At 40.8% G+C, this 12,647-nt stretch carries 14 protein-coding genes; 3 read left to right on the top strand and 11 right to left on the bottom strand.

Features of this window, described 5'->3' with window-relative positions:
* A partial coding sequence (locus RTV33_RS09855; protein WP_312643853.1) for a DUF1016 N-terminal domain-containing protein occupies positions 1 to 635 on the top strand: 635 nt, incomplete at its 5' end.
* Between the two features lie 232 nt (positions 636 to 867).
* A complete protein-coding gene (locus RTV33_RS09850; protein ID WP_312643851.1) occupies positions 868 to 1,563 on the top strand; it encodes a 5'-methylthioadenosine/adenosylhomocysteine nucleosidase in 696 nt (231 codons plus the stop codon).
* Between the two features lie 363 nt (positions 1,564 to 1,926).
* Here the strand turns inward: RTV33_RS09850 and RTV33_RS09845 are convergent, their stop codons facing one another.
* The 6 genes from RTV33_RS09845 to RTV33_RS09820 form a co-directional block, all read right to left on the bottom strand.
* Entirely contained in the window at positions 1,927 to 2,340 is a 414-nt protein-coding gene (locus RTV33_RS09845) for a DUF2871 domain-containing protein (protein ID WP_312643849.1), read from the bottom strand.
* Entirely contained in the window at positions 2,337 to 3,008 is a 672-nt protein-coding gene (locus RTV33_RS09840) for a hypothetical protein (RefSeq protein WP_312643847.1), read from the bottom strand. The genes RTV33_RS09845 and RTV33_RS09840 overlap by 4 nt, the downstream gene beginning before the upstream one ends.
* Before the next feature lie 107 nt (positions 3,009 to 3,115).
* Positions 3,116 to 3,676, bottom strand: a complete 561-nt coding sequence (locus RTV33_RS09835) for a TetR/AcrR family transcriptional regulator (RefSeq protein WP_312643845.1) — start codon at positions 3,674 to 3,676, stop codon at positions 3,116 to 3,118.
* 214 nt (positions 3,677 to 3,890) lie between these two features.
* The gene (locus tag RTV33_RS09830) at positions 3,891 to 4,553 is read right to left on the bottom strand and encodes a type II CAAX endopeptidase family protein (protein WP_312643843.1); all 663 of its coding nucleotides are present in this window, start codon (positions 4,551 to 4,553) and stop codon (positions 3,891 to 3,893) included.
* A gap of 216 nt (positions 4,554 to 4,769) precedes the next feature.
* Positions 4,770 to 5,213: a helix-turn-helix transcriptional regulator gene (locus RTV33_RS09825; RefSeq protein WP_312643842.1), complete on the bottom strand. Its 444-nt coding sequence runs from the start codon at positions 5,211 to 5,213 to the stop codon at positions 4,770 to 4,772.
* A gap of 127 nt (positions 5,214 to 5,340) precedes the next feature.
* Positions 5,341 to 6,090, bottom strand: a complete 750-nt coding sequence (locus RTV33_RS09820; protein WP_312643840.1) for a pentapeptide repeat-containing protein — start codon at positions 6,088 to 6,090, stop codon at positions 5,341 to 5,343.
* A 664-nt stretch (positions 6,091 to 6,754) separates the two neighbouring features.
* Between RTV33_RS09820 and RTV33_RS09815 the strand changes: the two genes are divergently transcribed.
* Positions 6,755 to 8,692, top strand: a complete 1,938-nt coding sequence (locus RTV33_RS09815) for an endonuclease MutS2 (RefSeq protein ID WP_396327290.1) — start codon at positions 6,755 to 6,757, stop codon at positions 8,690 to 8,692.
* A 200-nt stretch (positions 8,693 to 8,892) separates the two neighbouring features.
* Here the strand turns inward: RTV33_RS09815 and RTV33_RS09810 are convergent, their stop codons facing one another.
* From RTV33_RS09810 to RTV33_RS09790, 5 genes are all read right to left on the bottom strand, one after another.
* The gene (locus RTV33_RS09810) at positions 8,893 to 9,093 is read right to left on the bottom strand and encodes a DUF6514 family protein (protein WP_312643838.1); all 201 of its coding nucleotides are present in this window, start codon (positions 9,091 to 9,093) and stop codon (positions 8,893 to 8,895) included.
* 256 nt (positions 9,094 to 9,349) lie between these two features.
* Complete coding sequence (locus RTV33_RS09805; protein ID WP_312643836.1) at positions 9,350 to 9,985, bottom strand: PilZ domain-containing protein; 636 nt, start codon at positions 9,983 to 9,985, stop codon at positions 9,350 to 9,352.
* A gap of 40 nt (positions 9,986 to 10,025) precedes the next feature.
* Positions 10,026 to 10,532 carry a chemotaxis protein CheW gene (locus RTV33_RS09800; protein WP_312643835.1) on the bottom strand — a complete coding sequence of 169 codons (507 nt, stop codon included), beginning with the start codon at positions 10,530 to 10,532 and terminating at the stop codon, positions 10,026 to 10,028.
* A gap of 265 nt (positions 10,533 to 10,797) precedes the next feature.
* Entirely contained in the window at positions 10,798 to 11,166 is a 369-nt protein-coding gene (locus RTV33_RS09795) for an EscU/YscU/HrcU family type III secretion system export apparatus switch protein (RefSeq protein WP_312643833.1), read from the bottom strand.
* On the bottom strand, positions 11,153 to 12,559 hold the full coding sequence (locus RTV33_RS09790; RefSeq protein WP_312643831.1) for an antitoxin: 1,407 nt from the start codon (positions 12,557 to 12,559) through the stop codon (positions 11,153 to 11,155). Before RTV33_RS09790 ends, RTV33_RS09795 begins: the two co-directional genes overlap by 14 nt.
* Positions 12,560 to 12,647 lie beyond the last annotated feature (88 nt).

The following is a 12,647-nucleotide window of genomic DNA, read 5'->3' as shown; positions in this document are numbered from 1 at the left end:
GGATGCGTGACTTTTACCGCACTTATGAAAACAGCCCGGCTCTTATGAGCAGGGCACAGTCCCTTGGCTGGACACAAAATGCCGTGATACTGGAGTGCTGTGAAACCGATGCGCAGCGTTCGTTTTATATTGACCTTGCGGTGGAACGGAACCTTTCCAAGCTGTCGCTCATGAATGCCATTCAGGAGGATGCCTTTGCCGAGACCCTCCATGCAGAAATTTGCTCCGAAAACGTGGAACCCAGCTGCGCCCCTGTAAGCGATAGCCGCATCGATGAAGCAGTAGACACCACCACATCAGTTGAAACGGCGTGTGAGCCGTTTGTGACAGCGTGTGAGCCTCCCCACCAAGGGGATACTCTGCTCCGAGGCACTGGCAGTGGCTACAGTGAAATTCTCACAATAATTCCAACCGGCAAAAGAATGAAAAATATGCGAAAACAGTCCATTTCATGCTGGCAGGCTTACCCGTTTCTGGAGCGCTCCGCTTCGCCAAAACCATTGGCGCAGAAACAAATCATCCATTTAAAGCCGCCGCCAGATATGGTTCAACCGAAGAAGCTCCCGCCGCCTTTCATCAGAAAACAGGGCAGGAATTATCAATGGCAAGTACATCGACCGAAAACAGCCGCATAATTATTTGAACACGGCCATGAAGAGTCTGAGGATTTATGGCATCATAAAATTGGTCATTGCCTGCGGAGAATCTGATTTATTTTGAGAATTTGGCGCTCTCTTTGGAGAAAGATAAGAAATCTTTTTTCCACGGTGTCCACAAAAAAGTCAGACCAAAACGCATCTGTTTTGGTCTGACTTTTTATGATATACTAAAATTAAAAATTGTTTCTATAATTAGGAGGGTGGATGTATGCAGAAAATTGGTATAGTTTGCGCCGGTGATGAAGAGCTCAAACCATTTTTGTCACATATAGAAAAAATTGTTGTAACAGAAAAAGCAATGTTAAAGTTTTATGAGGGTAATATAAATGGTACGCCAATTATTGCACTATACAGTGGTGTTTGTAAAGTAAATGCTGCAATTGCAACACAAATATTGATAGATACATATTGTGTTGATACTATTATTAACGCTGGTACAGCTGGTGGCATGGATAAAAGCATAAATCTTTTTGACACTGTAATTTCAACCCAAGTAGCGTATCATGATATTGATGACGAAATATTAACTGAATTTCACCCTTGGCTATCTACTATATACTTTGATGCCGACCCAAGCCTATTAAATATAGCTAAAGTGATTTGTAATGAAAACAAAAAAGTGTATTTAGGGCGAATGGTGACAGGAGAAAAATTTATTGCAGATGATATGCGCGATCATATAAACGAAAAATACTCTCCCTTATCAGTTGATATGGAAACCGCAAGTATAGCGCATGTATGTTACGTGAATAAAATACCTTTCATTTCAATACGTACTATTACTGACAATGCAACACACTCGGGGATAGATAATTTTGAAAAAAATTGCACACAAGCTTCGATTATTGCCAAAGATATTGTTTTAGATTTTCTGAAAGAAATTAATGACCATTACAAAAAATGAGCATAATCCCATCTGCATCTATTTTGGCATAATGACACAACAGAAAACTGCTTAGATAAGCCATTTGTGGCAAATCTAGGCGGTTTCTTTTTTCTCCCAAAGCCACCAGTACGAGCAAAATACGAACATGTTAATTAGTTTTAGTTCAGAGGACTATTTACAAGGTAACCTTTTCCCTTGGGTTTGTGATGGTTTTGATATTAAATTTGCATGAGAAAAGCGGAGCCCTAAAGCCCCGCTACCCTATCCTCAACCATATCCATGAAATGCACTCTGCCAAGCTCGTATGCATTACACACGCATAAAAAATTGGCAGGCATATTGAAGGTTACTTAAAAAAATTATGCTATTTTTATTATATCTCTATATTTTTTCAGTCTTTTTTAAGCATGTAAACAGTATTATGAGCCCCACACCTGTAAGAATATGACCAACCCCTGCAACGCCGGAAATCATGGCGTCCATACTCTTGGTTAACGGAGTTTCCAACACCTGTGTGACACCTCGTACGAAAAACATCACAACCATAAGCGGTAATCCAATGTTGTATAGGATAAAAAATGTTTTAAAGTGTTTTTGTTTCACCAAATTAATTTGCATTCTAAATAGTTCCAAAATCAGAAACAGCAATGCTCCAAGTACAAAGAGATGCAGATGCATAAACGATAATGAGGTACGGCCTGTAAACCCGTTAAACTTCGTAAATTCACGAAAAAACACCCCTGCAATCATGGCGGCAATGGCATATACAAATGAAGTATTTAACATTTTCTTCATACTGGCTTCAACTCCTTTTTCATTTCAGTATAACCAATCAAAACCGTCCCGACATATGCACAAGTTTTCGGAATCATTAAGACACCAACGGCAGGGATCATATCAGCCCACAACACGACCGGAATGTAGAACGCAAAACTGAGTACAATGGTTAGCCACATGAATCTAAAGGCTGTGTCGCCTGTTTGCTTTGAACTCTTATAGAACAGGATAATAACAATAATCCCCATTAAGGCAAATGGAATGTTGCGATAAACACCCCATATAAGAGACGGTTGTGCACTTGTCCAAGCGTTCTGCGGGAACAAGCATAGCGCGATACGTAGCGTTGCAAGTGCGAACATAGCAATCGTCCAGTGACCTTGCCCCTGTACCTTATACCTCAAACGCCATACATAGTACAGTAGGATATAAAACACGGTCATAGTGATTGAGGTAACTAATTTGCCTACTCCGAGCGCAACTGAAAAGTTCTCGAGGCCTGTGGTGCAAAGTGCATACGCACGGGGAACAAGATGAAACGAATCGCCCACACCTAATGTAACGGCCATAATTCCGAATATAAGATATTGTTTGTTTTTACCGCTATTCTTTATCATCAGAATTCCAATTGTAATCACCAATATTAAATAGACAGCGTCAAAAGAGGTTTCCATAATTGCTTGCATAAAACAATCTCCCTTCAAATTTCAAGAATGAACAATGTTCATTTTAATGTTTATGAAAAACCCGCCAAAGTAAAGCGGGTTTAACAGCAAAAAAGTTTACAGTCCGGTTAAGAGTAAAGAATGCGTCGAACTACTTGAAACAAGGTGGAACAGGATTTTGCATTGGTTGCAAAGGATGTGATTAGGTTTGAAAACACAAACGAAACAAAGTCTTCCTGTGTAAAGTCGGATGTAAACACACCAGAACGCACATTGGAATCTGCTTGAAGCGACTGTAACAGCCCTGCTTTCATATGCACAAAATACTCGTTCATTACAATGCGCCCTTTTTTTCTATCCGCTTGAGCAACGCCCATGGCATGCACCGTAAAAAAAGAAGGATACTCTTCCGTGCCAGTTCGTATACGGTCAGACAGCCACTGAACTTCATCAATGAAACTTCTAACGGTATCCCCCTTAGCTTGCTTATGAAATATACTTTTCCATACATCCTCTATAGTGGCAATAACAAGGTCTGTTTTAGAAGGAAAATAGTTATAAACCGACCCAACAGCAATGCCACAGGCTGCAGCAACCGTACGCATATTAAGTGCAGGTAATCCTTTTTCTGCGGCGATCTGACGCGCTGCTGAAAGAATGGCTTCTTTTGATGTAATTACATTATTCATATCTTTCCTCCATACTGAACATTGTTCATTATAGGGCAAATGTTATGATTTGTCAAGTGTTTTTAATATGCTACATCAGATTCCTCCGGTGCTTGGTTGCAGTATAAAAGAAAAAAGCGAAGCCGTTAAGCTCCGCGCTCCATACGCCCACCTTAGATTATAATCGTAATCATAACAACACTACTAGATCAGAATCTCTCATACGGTTTAACTGTCATAAGTAAGCAACCCATAGCACAAGCAAGGCATCATACAAACCGTGGGCTGTGATTAGCGAAAGTAGTGTACAGTCCTTAACCTTTTCTCTAAATATACAATATAAGAATGCTATAATAGCAGTCATAATAATCTGCATTAAGTTGCCGCTGAAAATATGAAATAGACCAAATAGCATAGAAGATATAGTAATGGCAAACCACCGTGAATTTTTGATTTCAAGCAGTTTGTGAAAAAGATAGCCACGGAATACAAGCTCCTCAGCAAGCGCTACACCAAAAATCGCATAGACAAATTCATAAGCAAACTGCCATGACTGTGTATAAGAGGTACTTCCAACAAAATCCTTGAAGCCTAACAGGATTGGTAACACGGTTAAAATTACCGACATCACCAACGCAAGTAATACGCCGATGAGAATTTGTTTCAGAATTTTCTCTTTTGTAAACCCTAGGTCATGGATGCTTTCTTTTTCCCTCAGCATAAGTATGCCGGGCGCAAGGAAAAACAACCATTGCGTGACAATCATTAGCACCATGCGCCAAGGTAGGGAAAATGTTCTTAACAGATATCGGTTAAACATTGTGAGCCCAAACAAAACTACAAAAACACCACAGACGGCAATAGTGAACTGTAAAACAAACTTTTTTACTTTTGACATAAAACCTCCATATTGCACTTCATGACCTAGTAAAACTATACCTATCTACGTAAATAAGTAAATTATCATTTCTATAAAATAAAAAGCGGAGCCACAGCTTGCTTCCACAAATCTGCCATTACTACTTTCTTCATAGCCATAAATTTTATGTTTTAAAAAACCAAAGCGGAGCTTAATCGTTCCGCTTTGATTAATTGAAATCGTTTTGAGATTATTTTACCTTAACTTTTTTGCCATTTTGTATTTTTGATAAAGAATATCCTTTACAATTAAAACAGTATCTACATCATTTAAATCGAATTCCTTCTTAAAATCGTCGTACAGCTGAGATACCTGCTCGCGGTAGGTATCTATTCCCTTTATGCCTTGATAGGAAGCCAAAATCGGATATTTTTTGCTCCAAGCACTCGTCCAATCAATTTCATCCACTATCATCTCGATGCTGGTAACATCGCCACCTATATGGTTTCCGCTAATAAGGTAATCGTAGCTTACATTGTAAAGTTGGCTTAGCAATTTTGCTTTCACCAACTCAGGAACTGTATGGTCGGTTTCCCATTTGCTTACTGTTTGCCGAGATACGCCTAATTTTTCAGCAACATCTTCCTGTGATAAACCTTCCATTTTACGCAATTGCAACAATTTTTCGCCTAATGACACTATCATCACCGGCCTTTCTTTTATTTCAAGTTAACTTGTAGATACAGTATACAAAAAAATAGAATCGAATTCTATCAAGTGAAAATGGAGATTTGTCAACCAAACTTAACATTTTAAACAAAGAAGCTCATAACCTTTGCCATGATATTGGATAAGCCAGGGTTTCGGGTAGTTTTGTATTACGGTTACCTTTTGCCGCGTTGACCTGCCCCTGAGTTAGAAAAACACTTTCACTTAAATCAGTATTTTTTATATTGGTATCTCGCATGTCCGCGCCCAGGAAATTGGTGCCGTGTAAGCTGCACCCTTCGAGATTTACTGCAATCAGCAATGTCATACTGAAATCTTTACCGTTAAAATTCGCATGCTTGAAGTTTTTTCCAATATAGTCCCCCGATATTCTGTTGTCAGCGGTGCTATTTATCGCAGTTCGTACAAGTTCTCCGGCTTTTTTGAGTATTGTGTTAACCCTTGATCTATAGTCTTGTATGTCTAAAGCTAGTATTTCATCGGGATTTAACCGTGTCATTTGCTCATTTTCAAGAATGAGAGCATCGATTTCATTTTTCAGTTTCTCTGCAGGAATTAGTGTGGAAGCTTCTACCAAATACCACAGCATTTGGTGAAGTTGCCATACTTGTAAAAAGACCTTAAACATTTGATCTGCTATTTCCGGGGTTGTCATCCAGTTTGCACCAGAATATATGGCCTGTGCAACTTTTTGCCCCGCACCAAAGCAGTCGTACGCCATACACCCTTTTAATTTGCAAGCCATAAGTTTTGGATGAATGGAGCAGCGAAAGTCCGGCATTAAACTTTTACAAGGTTTACCTGCAGCTTTATCAGCAGGAAAACCCTCTGCCTTTGCATAGTACAATGCGACACAACACAAGCCGCAGCAATTTTTGCAATCGATTGATAACTCGTTTAGTAAGTGCTTATATGGATTTTCCTTATGTAACTTCTCTATAAAAATCTCTCCCTAAACTTATGTATCTCAATTTTCTCGTAATAAATTTTTGCATTTTATCCTATATAAATATACCATCTTCCGTTCATTCAAGCAAATATCTAATTTCAAATGATTCTCATTACAGGTATTGATGCATTTGACAAATTGTAAACACTATGATATTATAAAATAAATTTAAATTAAAAGGGTGGTTTTTTTGTTACGTGTGTCTGTTTTGGTAGTCAACAACTAAATAGTTGCAAAAGCTTTGATGCACAGCAGGCGCGGCCTGCTTGTTTCAGTGTGCTTTTGGGTTGGCATTACAGTTTTGTAATGCTGCGGACACCTGCCTTAACAGATTGCTTCATAAAACCATGCTTGCTTGTACTCCCTTTTATTCGGGGTACCAGTATACCTTTTTAACGTTATGAAGCGCAACGGATTTGTTCTGTTGCGTTTTTTGCGTCCTCAAGCTGGTAATTGAATTGCTTTATTGCGCCCACGGGAGCATTCTGTCTATTTTCAGGTTGTATGAAAATAAGAGGCAGAGTGTCTTTCGTGGGTTTTTATTTCAAGGAGGTTACCGGAATTGAATAAGGCAGAAATAATATTAGAATTTAATAAGATCAAAGAAATGCTTTGCGGCTACGCAATGTCTGAGCCCGCAAAACAAAAATTATCTGAATTGACCCCATTTTTAAGTGAACGCGAGTGCCGAAGCAAGATGGAAGAAACCACTGAAGCTCGCCGTATTTTGGATAGCTCCGGAAATCCACCGCTTTCCGCTATTAAGGACATCGGTAATATCTTAGTCCTTTGCGAAAAAGGTGCTATGCTTTTAACCGAACAACTGGAATGCGTTTCAACCTTTATTGCGTCGTGCAAGCGAATGAAGGGTTATCTTAAAAAAGCGGAATCTATGCAGGTTGGAATCGCCTATTACGGGCAATCCATATGTGACCTATCGGAGCTGCAGGGTGAAATCGAAATGTCTATTCAGAACGCCGCTGTGCTAAGTTCTGCAAGCGCTGAACTGCGTAACATTCGGCGGAAAATAGAAAATGAAAATATGCAGATGAAAAAGAAGCTGGACGATTTGCTGCGGAGCAAGAAAAACATATTTTCAGACGGTTATGTGTCTCTGCGCAACGGGCGCTATGTTGTGCCGGTAAAAAAGGAGTATAAAAATCAGATCAGCGGAACGGTGGTTGATATAAGCGGCACAGGCGGCACTTATTTTATCGAACCAGCCGCTACCTCTAAATTACAGGATAATATTAATCTTCTTAAAATTGAAGAGGATAACGAGATCAGAAAGATTCTTTATACCCTGACAGCGCTTGTGGATGCCGCTGCTTCTGAAATTAAAATCAATATGGAAGCAATGGTAACGTTGGACATTGCCTTTGCCAAAGCAAAGCTAAGTATAGAAATGGATGCCATTGCGGCTGTTGTGGATACGGCTCGAACGATAGAAATCAGGCAAGGGCGCCATCCCCTGCTGCGCCGGGACGAGTGTGTACCTCTAGATTTCAATATTGGCGGAGACACGACGGGCGTTGTCATCACCGGCCCCAATACAGGAGGAAAAACGGTGGCTTTGAAAACGGTAGGGCTACTCTCTATGATGGCACAAAGCGGGTTGCATGTCCCTATTAAGAGCGGTAAGTTTTGCATGAACAACATGATTTTATGCGATATTGGTGATGGACAGAGCATTACAGAAAATCTATCCACCTTTTCGGCTCATATCACAAATGTGATCGACATCCTGCGCAGTGCAAATCAAGACAGCCTTGTATTGCTGGATGAGCTTGGATCGGGAACCGACCCAGCGGAAGGGATGGGAATCGCAATTTCTATTTTGGAGGAGCTACGCTCTAAAAAATGCTTGTTCCTTGCAACAACACACTACCCTGAGGTGAAAGAGTATGCAGCGCATTCTGACGGTTTAATCAATGCTAGAATGGCCTTTGACCGCGAAAGCCTGAAACCTTTGTATCAATTGGAAATCGGCGAAGCCGGAGAAAGCTGTGCATTATACATTGCCCAAAGGCTCGGCTTCCCTGTACACATGCTGGAGCGTGCCCATCAGGAAGCATATAGCCTACAGCCTCGCCGCAAAGCCCGTATAGTTGATTTTGATACTGGGCGTGAGACAGCCCCACAAACCCTTGATGCTATCGCCGCACCCAAGATTCAAAAAGACCAACCGATGAAGCAAAATAACAGCCGGTGCACCGGCTTTGGTATCGGTGACAGCGTCATTCTGTACCCTGAGCGATGTTTGGGTCTTGTATTTCAAGCAGCAGACGAAAAAGGACAAATTGGGGTACAAGTAAAAGGTAAAAAGTTTTTCGTAAACCACAAACGGCTGAAGCTGAAAACACCGGCAAGCGAGCTATACCCGTCAGACTACGACTTTTCTATCCTCTTTGATACAGTGGAAAATCGGAAAGTACGTCATAAAATGGAAAAAAGGCATCTACCCGGTTTGGAGATTACTCTTGAAAAGCCTGATCGCTAGCTTTTATTAACTCCTGCTGGACAATTTTAACGAATCGTCTTTCCCTACAAAAAACAGAGCAACCATTTGCTAAAGCAGGTTGCCCTCAAGCTTATGACTTCTGCTTTAAAATCGAAGCATACATCAAAAGCTCTTTTTCTATACGCGATTGGTTTTTGCCATAGCAGCAAAAAGACGGGGTTTTTCCCCCGTCTTTTTTATTATCCTTCTAGCCAATCCTCAACAACGTCTTGAATATGTATTCTGCTAAGCCCGTATGCATTGCACAGCAGTGTCAGGTTTTCTACATTTTGGAGGTTAGTGGATATGTCTGCGATGTAATACCCCGCTGTTCCCATGCCATAGCTTTCATAACTTCCGTTGTCTTCATCTTCAAACTTCTCTTTTACTATCCAATACACGCTGCCACACCTCACTTAATAGTATTACTTATTTAGCATACAGCAAACACTGCATAGAAGTAAATTCATAATAACGCAAAATTTACTTGGAGCTTTTTGTGCGATAAAACTCGACAAAGTTGGTGTAAAATTTAAATAATATTCTAATGATGAATACGTGCTCTAAAAAAATAAATTTCTAATTCGCAGAGCATTTTTTATTATAACGCAAAATAGAAGCACCCTCGTGCTTCGCTTTTTAGCTGATACAAAACAGCTATTCGTATTTTTTCTGTTTCCTATTTTGCTCATTTTGCTTGTTCAATATGTATCTGTAAAGCATGTCGGATTGTTGATCGGTAACACCAATAAACTCGCAGCCATATCCGGTTTTACCATCCTCATGATGAATCACCCTACGAATAATACAGCTAAAGGGAATTGGTCCTTCCGGCAGCTGCAAAATAGGAAAAACAATATCATCGATTTTAAATCTTTCATCTGTACAGAATTGTAAGCCGCTCAGGCTGACATCCATCAGCATAATATCGACATTACGAGGCTCTTGTTCCTCCGGGGTATCGGAAATAATCAACTGCGCCAAATCCTTTGCATTTACCCTAAAATAAAGCCGCTTTTCAAAATCCGAAATTTTTGCGACATCTGTGATACGGGCAAGGTTTTTTGCCGAAATATACATTCTTCCGATCAGCACACGAAAGCCCAGCGCACTGTTGTAGATATTCAGCTTCACCCAGGTATTATAAGCAATGAGCGGCATCTCACTGTTTGTATCTATAATATCGATATAATCAGAAGTTATCTTTCCGATAACCCCTGATGCAAGCAGATCATTATTGCGGGATTTTAAGATGCAAACAGATCCTGTATATTTTTCAGAAATCGGTATCATAAAATATCTCCTTCAGCTGTCTTGCAGGATCTTTCTAAAACTACTCTGTACAGAGCAGCTGCTCTACCTCATCCTTGTCCAGTATTTTCATCGTATCCAAAAGAAGTACGACCTTATCGGACAACTTGCCAACACCCGTAATAAATGTATTTCTATTTTCACCCATGATTTGCGGCGGAGGACAAATATCCTTTTCATCAATATCCGTCACTTCATCAACAGCATCTACAATAAAACCAATATACGTTTCTTTGATGTTGGTGACAATGATGCAAGTGCGTTCATTGTACTCCATTTCTGCCCTGTGCAAGCGCAAACGGACATCAATAATAGGGATAATGTTGCCACGCAGATTAATGATACCCTTTGCGTAATTGGGGTATTCAGGAACCGGCGTAATCTCCTGGATTCCTATAATCTGCACCACGTCGGCAATTGGTATCCCAAAAAGCTGATGATCCGTCCAAAATGTTAAGAACTTTCCATCGAGGCTTTCTATCTCCTCTTCATAATTCGCAAAAGTCATTGCTCCAAAATTATTCTGCATATAAAGCTCCATTCCGCCGCTGCACGCCGGCATATAATACCCCTCGGGTGTTAAAAGTTATGAAAGCAGCTCTTACCCGCGCAGAAGAAGAGTGGTGAGAGCTTAATGCGCATAGGAGCAGAGTCCGTAAAGCGGGCGGATATCTCTTTGTTTCCGCCGGAAGAATAGGTTTGGGAATACTTGCAGGTTTAACCTATACTCTATTTCCCAGTGATGATTGAACTTTTACTCTATCACCGGGTAGGACAGCTGTGTCTATTTATTACTAAGTATCTTCCGGCACGCTGTTCGTGCGTTTTCTTTGTGATACAAGGTTAAGCTTACTGGAAATTCTGTTGTTGTTTGTTTCCGCCGGTTTTTGTTTGTTTTTAATCTGTGCCGAGGTTTCAAGCAGCTGACGATAGATTGCAGCAACAATTTCGTACAATTCCACAGGTATGTTACTGCCTACCTCCAGCATACACATCAGCGATGCCGCACTGTCATCTTTAAATACAGGTATTCCCTTTTGCTCCGCAACATCAATGATTTTCTCAGCTATCGTTCCATATCCGGATGCGATTACAACAGGCGCCATATCTTCATCCATATTGTATTTTAGCGCCACCGCTTTGTTTTCTCTAGATTTTGACATCAACACCCGTCCTTTTATATGGTAACGTTTTAAACACATCCATCAGAGAGCGCTGCCGCTCTAATTTATCAATAATAATCTGCTCAAACTTGTAGTCTGAATCCTGTACCACCTTTGAAATCTGCCCAGACAAAGCTGAAAACTCAGACAGATACTCTTCGGGGCAAAACAGCATAAATCGAATTCTTTCATCCTGCACCCAAAGCTCCGCTTCAAACTGACCGATTCCACTGATGTCAAACACGATTAGCATATGGATTCTTTGCCCCTGCTCCGCGTCCGGCCCCCTGTCATAAGTGTCGTTGGGGTCTATCCAGAATTCTGCAAAAGACTTCATATTCAAATATTCCACCGGAATTACAAAATGCAGCAACGGAGTAAAGTTACAAGGGGATGAAAGCAGGCTGTGAATAATCTTCTCAATTTTTTCACCGCCCAGCAAAACGGAGGAAGCGTCTTTATCCTGCCTGCTGATAATGTCGGCTATGATATTCATGATATGAGACCGGTCGGCGTTTTTATGGTTATTGGTAAAGGTTGCAAGGTAATCTGCAACCAATTGTCGGAATTCATTTTTCTGTTCTGCGCCGTTCATAAACATCATCAGGCTGGTGAGAGATTCCCCAAGAAAATCGGGGTTATCCTGAAAGCGCGATAGGTTGTAGATGACAATCGGCACCACCTTGGCAAGCTTGGGCGAATATAAGATGCTGTTTTCCACCTCTTTAAGCAATGCCAAAGTCTCTTGTTTCAAGCTGCTAAATCGTCCTGCGGCATCTTCATTTCGAAATGCAAGTGATAACTCTTGCAAACGCTGTGAAAGGCTGCTGCTGGCCGTGAGGCTCTCTGACAGAAACTGCAGGCTGTTTGCCACCGAGTCTAGAACATCCTGTTTGGATAGGATACCGTTGATTGATTTTAGCAGGTTGGCTATTTCAGCAGATGATTTCAACTGCGGTTGCTCTGCAATTAAATTTCGCAGAAAATCGAACAAATCACCTTTAAATACTGTAGATGCGTACTCCTGACGCAGCATCTCCTCTACAATCTGGTCAGGGCTGATCAGCAGAGCGTTAAAAAGCTGCTGAATCTCCTGTGTTACCGTACTGTTATTAACAGGCAGCAGGTTAATGATCTCCTGCAGCATAAAAATGTTTTTGAGAAACTGAACCGTTACAGCCGGATCCTTGAGCAGGTTCATTAGAATACTGGCGCCTTCGTCCTTTTGCAGCAGCGTATTGTTCTGCCCAAGCAGCTCGCTCTGCGGGTTGGATTTGATCACCTTGGTGATATCCTGCAAATTAAAGGGGACGGCTGGGTCGGTAGACTGTCTGTTGGGCTGGACTGTATTTTTATTTACCAGCGGAGCCGTTATTTTTAAAATGTCTGCCATATTGTTCCCCTTACCACATACCTCAATTTTTATGAATCTGAGCTGTACATAATAATTATTATGTTTCCATACTTATTATATCGTATTT

It is taken from the genome of Hydrogenoanaerobacterium sp., from assembly GCF_032017025.1.
Lineage (GTDB): Bacteria > Bacillota > Clostridia > Oscillospirales > Ruminococcaceae > Hydrogenoanaerobacterium.
This window is presented reverse-complemented; position numbering and strand designations above follow the sequence as displayed.

Bases quoted from the DNA above. Each gene is read 5' to 3' on its own strand.
- RTV33_RS09790 (WP_312643831.1), bottom strand. From the start codon at position 12,559: ATGGCAGACATTTTAAAAATAACGGCTCCGCTGGTAAATAAAAATACA.
- RTV33_RS09805 (WP_312643836.1), bottom strand. From the start codon at position 9,985: ATGATACCGATTTCTGAAAAATATACAGGATCTGTTTGCATCTTAAAA.
- RTV33_RS09845 (WP_312643849.1), bottom strand. From the start codon at position 2,340: ATGAAGAAAATGTTAAATACTTCATTTGTATATGCCATTGCCGCCATG.
- RTV33_RS09850 (WP_312643851.1), top strand. From the start codon at position 868: ATGCAGAAAATTGGTATAGTTTGCGCCGGTGATGAAGAGCTCAAACCA.
- RTV33_RS09795 (WP_312643833.1), bottom strand. From the start codon at position 11,166: ATGTCAAAATCTAGAGAAAACAAAGCGGTGGCGCTAAAATACAATATG.
- RTV33_RS09835 (WP_312643845.1), bottom strand. From the start codon at position 3,676: ATGAATAATGTAATTACATCAAAAGAAGCCATTCTTTCAGCAGCGCGT.
- RTV33_RS09840 (WP_312643847.1), bottom strand. From the start codon at position 3,008: ATGCAAGCAATTATGGAAACCTCTTTTGACGCTGTCTATTTAATATTG.
- RTV33_RS09800 (WP_312643835.1), bottom strand. From the start codon at position 10,532: ATGCAGAATAATTTTGGAGCAATGACTTTTGCGAATTATGAAGAGGAG.
- RTV33_RS09830 (WP_312643843.1), bottom strand. From the start codon at position 4,553: ATGTCAAAAGTAAAAAAGTTTGTTTTACAGTTCACTATTGCCGTCTGT.